The organism is Synechococcus sp. H55.10 (assembly GCF_047502715.1).
Classification (GTDB): Bacteria; Cyanobacteriota; Cyanobacteriia; order Thermostichales; family Thermostichaceae; genus Thermostichus.
On the sequence record NZ_JANSJJ010000089.1, the window covers coordinates 1 to 6,249 of the forward strand.

At 55.2% G+C, this 6,249-nt stretch carries 7 protein-coding genes; 1 reads left to right on the forward strand and 6 read right to left on the reverse strand.

Going from position 1 to position 6,249, the window contains the following annotated elements; all coding sequences use genetic code 11:
* Positions 1-202 precede the first annotated feature (202 nt).
* The 4 genes from NW858_RS06930 to NW858_RS06945 form a co-directional block, all read right to left on the reverse strand.
* On the reverse strand, positions 203-478 hold the full coding sequence (locus NW858_RS06930; RefSeq protein ID WP_414348905.1) for a hypothetical protein: 276 nt from the start codon (positions 476-478) through the stop codon (positions 203-205).
* Between the two features lie 43 nt (positions 479-521).
* Positions 522-1,469 (reverse strand): ABC transporter permease, encoded by a 948-nt coding sequence (locus tag NW858_RS06935; protein WP_414520173.1) that lies wholly within the window; start codon positions 1,467-1,469, stop codon positions 522-524.
* Positions 1,470-1,588: 119 nt separating this feature from the next.
* Positions 1,589-2,683, reverse strand: coding sequence for an ABC transporter permease (locus NW858_RS06940; protein WP_414348843.1), 1,095 nt, complete (start codon positions 2,681-2,683; stop codon positions 1,589-1,591).
* The gene (locus NW858_RS06945; RefSeq protein WP_414348842.1) at positions 2,683-3,837 is read right to left on the reverse strand and encodes a BMP family ABC transporter substrate-binding protein; all 1,155 of its coding nucleotides are present in this window, start codon (positions 3,835-3,837) and stop codon (positions 2,683-2,685) included. The genes NW858_RS06940 and NW858_RS06945 overlap by 1 nt, the downstream gene beginning before the upstream one ends.
* A gap of 256 nt (positions 3,838-4,093) precedes the next feature.
* Between NW858_RS06945 and NW858_RS06950 the strand changes: the two genes are divergently transcribed.
* Positions 4,094-5,329 (forward strand): amidohydrolase family protein, encoded by a 1,236-nt coding sequence (locus tag NW858_RS06950; RefSeq protein WP_414348841.1) that lies wholly within the window; start codon positions 4,094-4,096, stop codon positions 5,327-5,329.
* Between the two features lie 38 nt (positions 5,330-5,367).
* On the opposite strand, the gene NW858_RS06955 is transcribed toward NW858_RS06950, so the two are convergent.
* Positions 5,368-5,757, reverse strand: coding sequence for a gamma-glutamylcyclotransferase (locus NW858_RS06955; RefSeq protein WP_414348840.1), 390 nt, complete (start codon positions 5,755-5,757; stop codon positions 5,368-5,370).
* Positions 5,758-5,910: 153 nt separating this feature from the next.
* Positions 5,911-6,111, reverse strand: coding sequence for a hypothetical protein (locus NW858_RS06960; protein ID WP_414348839.1), 201 nt, complete (start codon positions 6,109-6,111; stop codon positions 5,911-5,913).
* Positions 6,112-6,249: the final 138 nt, after the last annotated feature.

A 6,249-nucleotide genomic window follows, 5' to 3' on the forward strand; every position in this document is an offset into this window, starting at 1 on the left:
ACCTGGCGGATGGAGGTCTTACCTGCCTGATAAGCTGCTACAACTCTTTGCCTTAGATCCAAAGAATGGGTTGGCATCCCTTTCTCTCCTTCCTCTTGAATACCTGTACCCTATTTTAAATTAACAGGCTGTAAGTCCATACGACCTTTGATAGCAACTTAGCTTTCTTCCTCCTCAACAGTAATATTGGCAATATTTTCTTCTAGATCAGTTTTGATGCCGCTCGATAGAAAACCCGCTGGTTTAAGAAGCGGAGAAACAAACAGAAATTGACTTGCCCTTCATTCAGAATGTCATCGGCCAGATAGCTAAAATACAACTCCTGGGGTTGAGTCAGCTCCTCAGTCTCCCGCTCAGTCAGAGGGGGCAAGTCCAGCTTTTCCTCGAACTCTAAAGAATCTCCCCGACACAGACCTAAGAGATCGTGAACCTCTCTCAGAGTCAAGGTATTGGCGGGCCGGGTCTGTTCAGCCGTCATCACAAGGGCTCCCTAAATCGGGTTCACCTCGACTGGCCAGAGGTTACTTCCTAGCACCCAAGGCTCCGGGCATGCCCGCCAGGGTTCGTCGTGGAGAACCGGTCAAGATCATGATCCCCAGGGTCAGCACGTAGGGAGCGGCATTCCACAGGTAGTAGTTAGACTGCACGCCCACCGACTGCAGGGCCGGCCCAATGGCCTGTGCCCCGCCAAACAAAAAAGCGGCTAACAAACACTGCAACGGGTTCCACTTGGCGAAGATCACCAGAGCTACGGCCATCAAACCTTGTCCGCTGGAAATGCGTTCTGTCCAACTGCCGGGGTAGTACAAGGACAGGTAAGCTCCTCCCACGGCTGCCAAGAAGCTGCCCGCCATAATGCACAGAGCCCTTACCTTGGGCACCGAGATCCCCATGGCCCGTGCTGCATCCGGGTTATCGCCCACGGCCCGCACGAATAGGCCCCAACGGGTGGAGCGAAAGAACCAGTGCATGGCAAAGGCCAGGAGGATCCCCAGCAGCAGAAGTGGGCTCAGTTTTAAGGCAGCTTGAATGGCAGGACTGCTGCTCCAATTTCCCAGTTCAAAGGCAGGTAGGCGAGGGGCTGCAGGCTGAATGAAGGGTTTGCCCAGGTAAAAGGCCATTCCACTGCCAAAAATGATCATGGCAATGCCCACCGCAACATCGTTAACCCGAGGTTGTTGGGCCAAAAAGGCGTGGATCCCTCCCAAAGCTAAGCCGGCAAACCCGGCCACCAACACCCCCAGCCAAGGGGCGACCACTTTACCCGCCGTGTTTTGGGTGAGGAAGGAGATGGCATAAGCGCTCATCGCCCCCATCAGCAGGGATCCCTCCAAGCCGAGGTTGATTTTGCCGCTTTTTTCCGTCAGGCACTCCCCCAAGCTGACGAACAAAAAAGGCGCACTTCCCCGCAAGGTTCCGGCGATCACCGCCAAGGGGATCCCCCACCATCCCAGGGCTTCTGTTTCCATCTGAGTTTTTCTCCTGACAACTGAATTAGTTGTTTGTAGCTTTTTTCGGAGTTGTTTTTCCGACTGGATGTGAGGTTTGCAGCGAAGCCAGAATAATTGCTCCACAAAGCCCAGTTCACCTATGCCCGCTCCGAGGGATCCCGATCCCGGAAAAAGTCGAAGCGCCCGTAAAGGGATTCACTGTAGAGAATCAGCAAGAAGACGATGCCCTGAAACACTAGCACGGTGGCATCCGGCAAGTTATGGGAGCGCTGCAAAATGCTGCCACTGGCCAGGATCCCTCCCAGGAGAATGGCCACTGCTACTGCTACGGCTGGGTTTTGCCGGGCGACAAAGGCCACCAGAACGCCGCTGTAGCCATAGCCCACACTCAAAGACTCGTTGGCCCGCCCGTGTACGGCAGCCACTTCCACCATGCCTGCCAAGCCGGCACAGGATCCGGCCAGAAAGCTAATGAGCAAGGTGACCTTACCAACCGCAATCCCCACCATTCGGGCCACTTTCGGGTTACCCCCTATTGTGCGCACCGAAAAACCCAAGGTAGTGCGTTGGATCAACACATAGGCAACCAGGCAGGCAACGATGCCATAGACCAAGCCAAAGTGGATGCGAGTACCCCACAGCCGGCCCAACATGTTGGCCTCATCAATGGCAAAGCTGGAGGGCTTGCTCAGGAAACTGGGATCGCGCAATGGCCCCCCCACCCAATGGTTCATCAGTGCGATGGCGATGTAGTTCATCAACAGGCTGCTGATGGTTTCGTTCACGCCCCGGTAGTGGCGCAGGGCCCCCATCGCCATGATCCAGAGGCCGCCGGCCACCATGCCCGCCAAGGCCATCAGAAAAACGACCACGGGTGGAGCCAGGGATCCAGAGCACAGCCCGATAGCTACAGCCGCCACTCCCCCTATCACCAGGGCTCCTTCATTGCCGATGATCACCAGGCCCATGCGGGCCGGTAGGATGGTACACAGGGAGGTCAGCATCAGGGGAGCCGCCCGTTGCAGGGTATTTTGCCAGGAGAACCAACTGCCAAAGGCAGCTTTGTAGATGGAGCTATAGACGGCGATAGGATCCGCGCCGGCCACCGCACAAAACAGACCGAAGATCAGCAGCGAGGCCAACAAAGCCCCACAGGGCAGCAGAATGGGCTCAAGGCTGGAGCGCCAACGTAGCGGAGCCGAACGGGGAACAGCAGAAGAGGTGGTAGCCATCAGCTAGAGATACTCCCGATCACGCCTTCCACTAGGTAATCCATGGATTCCAGCTCAACTGACCGCTGGCCGTATTCCATTCCGGCGGGGATCACCTCTTTGCCGGTATTGTCTTTGAGAGGGCCTTTGTAAATGACCAACGAGCCGGACCGTAACTGAGCGAGAGCAGCTTCCCCGGCTTTTTTCGCCTCCTCGCTGGCTGCCGCTCCCCAGGGAGAAGTTTTGATGAACTTCTCTTTGATGCCCCCCCGAATGAGGTGAGGGATCCCACCGTTCATCAGGGTTTTGCCCGCCTGGATGGCCTCGGCCAATTGGGTGTAGACGGTCGTCCAGTTGTATTCGGCGCCTGTCAAATAGCCTTTGGGAGCCAGAGCCGCTTGGCTGGTGTTGTGACCACAGCTCATCAAGCCCCGCCGCTCTGCGGTTTCGATAACGATTTTGGGACTGTCCACATGGCAGGTAAGCACATCGATGCCTTGGTCGGCCATGCTGTTAGCGGCCTCTGCCTCTTTGACAGGTAGAGCCCAATCTCCCGTAAAGACCACCTGAGTGGTGATGTTGGGGTTGACGCTCTTGGCTCCTAAGGTAAAGCTGTTGATGTTGCGTAGCACAATGGGAATGGGCTTGGCGGCGATAAACCCAAGGCGGTTGCTTTTGGTCATGGAACCGGCCAGCACCCCGTTGATATAGTGTCCCTCGTCCAAGTAGCCGAAGTAGCTGCCAACGTTTTTCGGGTGTACTCCCTCAATGTAAAGTCCACCAGCATGAAAGAACTGCACCTCCGGATATTCCTGGGCTACCCGTAGGATATGGGGATCGTAGTAGCCAAAAGAGGTAGGAAAGAGCACTGTTGCCCCATCCTGCTCGATCATGGCCCGCATAGTTTCTTCCACGGCCACCGTTTCCGGCACATTTTCTTCTTCGATGGTTTTCACCCAAGCTAAGCTAGATAGGCCAACTTTCCCCTCTGCGTGGGACTGGTTCCAGCCAAAGTCATCTTTGGGGCCAACGTAAATAAAGCCGATAGTGATTTCTTTTTTGTTCTGGGCTTGGGCGCGCCACAATTGTGAGGTCAGGGTAAAGGTGGTGGCAGCAGCGGTGGTGCGGATAATTTGTCTGCGGGTGTAAAGGTGTTGAAACGGGAATTGGCTCATCTTGGGCCTCCTATGGATGAAGGAGCTTCCTACTCAAAGGGAATTGAGGCAGTGGGCAATGTGGCGTTCTGACAGGGGAAGGGTGCAGCAAACTCGAATTTATTGCCTTTGGATTTTAATGACCTCTGTCCACAAGTTTTCGTAGCCTAAGCTACAGTCTCTTTGGTTCAAGACCCTGATGCTGCCTTTGTGCTAGCAAAACGCTCTCCTGGTACAGAAATTCCCGCTTTCCCCTGTTCTTTGAGCTTTGCAAGTTATGAATTTTCAACTCCAAGACGGTGTGGTTCTGGCTGGCCCAGAGTTAGTTCCCCATCGCTGCTCTCGCTTTGGGGTAGAACAAGACACCATTACCTGCATGGAACTGGGGGATCCCGTTCTCGCTTTGGAACAGGGATCGTGGGTGATTGTGCCGGCTTTCACCAACAGCCACACCCACATGGGGGATAGCTGTCTGCCGGATGGGGCAACGGGCATGACTTTGGAAGAAGGTTTTTTCCGGCCCAATGGCTACAAATATCGAGAATTGGCCAAACAATCGCGGCAACAGCATCTAGAACACATCGCCGCCCACCTGCGCTACATGGCGGCAACGGGCACCATTCGGCACATCGACTTTCGCGAGCAGGGGGTCTACGGCTGCCAACTGTTGCGAGAAGCTGCGGCCCAAGCGGGGATCCACTCGGTAATCTTGGGCCAGTTTGAGAGCCTCCCTTTTAGTGAGGAGCAATTGCGGCAAAATCGGGATCCCTTGAGCGCCCAAGCCTATCAAGAATTGCAGGAGATTCTGGCAGTAGCGGATGGTTTTTCTGAGAGCACCCTGAACGATTTGACGGAACCTGCCTGGCGGCAAATCCACGACCTAAGCGAGAAAATGGGCAAAATCCGGGCCATCCACTGTTTGGAAAATGAGGGTTATCGAGAAATCAGTCTGGCCATCGCTGGACGGGGAGATTTGGAGCGGGCTCTTGATTTTTACCATCCCCATTTGGTGATTCATGCCACTGTAGCTAATGCTAGCGAGATTCAATTACTCTGCCAGCATCGGGTCAATGTTGTCTTGAACCCACGCGCCAATGCCAATCTGGGACTGCCCTTGCCCCCGATTGCCCGCTTGCTGAAGAGTGAGGTCAACCTCTTGCTGGGCACCGACAATGGACTCCTGAATAGCCCGAACTTGTTGGCAGAGCTGGATTTCACCTACAAAGTGGCCAAAAGCCAATTTGCAGATGCGGTGCGCCCCAATCCGGTGGAGATTTTGAAGATGGTCACCAGCAATATCCGACATTTACGGCCTCTGCTGGGATCTGATGTGTACGGCTATTTGGAGGTGGGGCTGCCTGCCGACTTGGTGGTGCTGGACTTTACCCGTCCTCACTTGCGAGCCAGTCGTCATCTGGTTGCGTCGATTCTCACTCGGGTCACCCCGGCGGATGTAGTGTTGACAATGCGGCAGGGCGAGGTGCTGTGGCGGGATCCCCACCGTGTTAACTGATGCCAAAGCTGTGACTTGGAAAAGCGGATGGGGTGTGATTATTTCTGTCTGTTTCTGGAAGCCATGTAGGCTCGCCACCCTCCCCAAGCGGTAATCTCCAGTTGCCCCTCACACAGGTAGGGTTCGGCTAGGATCCCGAGCACTTCCTCCCCTTTTGCCAAAAGGATGCGGCCCACTGACAAACCAGGCGGCTCTTGCAAAAGGAGTTGGCTCAGTCCATAAGTGGGAATTTCCCAAATTTCCAGAGCAATTGCAGAACCGCCTTGGCGAACCCGTACCATGCCTGGATAAACATCGCCGATGGACCAAAGCCGATAACAAGCGGCTGTTTGGGCCTCTCGCACAAAGCGACCGCCGATTTGCAGTAGGTTCTCATTAAGGGGCAGCCCCCGCATCAGGGTGCCATTCACGGCCAACTGAATGTTCATAGCCAAGGCTTGTCTCGACCAAGACTAGACTGCTTGCAACCCACTCATTTATGGGCAGAGGGCAATCCCGAGAACTCCTCAGGCATTCCAGGCGTGGTGGAAGACGCCCGACCTGCCGATGCGCTCAAAGGTGTGGGCACCGAAGAAGTTCCGCTAGGCCTGGGTGAAGTTTTGCGGCAGGTTTGCGGTGCGGCAGCTGTCGTAGTAGGCCAAGGAGGCGCTGATGGACAGCAAAGTGCCCGGCACCGCTGACGCGAACAGAATCCCAAGAGCTGGCGCACTGGCCACCACCTGCCGCCAGCATCCCTGACACTCTTGGATCGCCTGCTTGAATTTCTCGCTATTGTACACCATCTTCACGTAGTGCCCGCCCCCTTTGGGCCCCAGGTACAGCCTGTTAAAGAATCAAGGGGTACAGTAGCAACACTTAGCAAACCAACTCTGGAAGCAGGATGGATTAATCAGTAGTAAAGAAGTCTGCACTATCTGCTC

What these genes read in the sequence shown, in the direction of transcription:
- NW858_RS06930 (WP_414348905.1), bottom strand. Translation starts at nt 478, where the DNA reads ATGACGGCTGAACAGACCCGGCCCGCCAATACCTTGACTCTGAGAGAG.
- NW858_RS06935 (WP_414520173.1), bottom strand. Translation starts at nt 1,469, where the DNA reads ATGGAAACAGAAGCCCTGGGATGGTGGGGGATCCCCTTGGCGGTGATC.
- NW858_RS06940 (WP_414348843.1), bottom strand. Translation starts at nt 2,683, where the DNA reads ATGGCTACCACCTCTTCTGCTGTTCCCCGTTCGGCTCCGCTACGTTGG.
- NW858_RS06945 (WP_414348842.1), bottom strand. Translation starts at nt 3,837, where the DNA reads ATGAGCCAATTCCCGTTTCAACACCTTTACACCCGCAGACAAATTATC.
- NW858_RS06950 (WP_414348841.1), top strand. Translation starts at nt 4,094, where the DNA reads ATGAATTTTCAACTCCAAGACGGTGTGGTTCTGGCTGGCCCAGAGTTA.
- NW858_RS06955 (WP_414348840.1), bottom strand. Translation starts at nt 5,757, where the DNA reads ATGAACATTCAGTTGGCCGTGAATGGCACCCTGATGCGGGGGCTGCCC.
- NW858_RS06960 (WP_414348839.1), bottom strand. Translation starts at nt 6,111, where the DNA reads ATGGTGTACAATAGCGAGAAATTCAAGCAGGCGATCCAAGAGTGTCAG.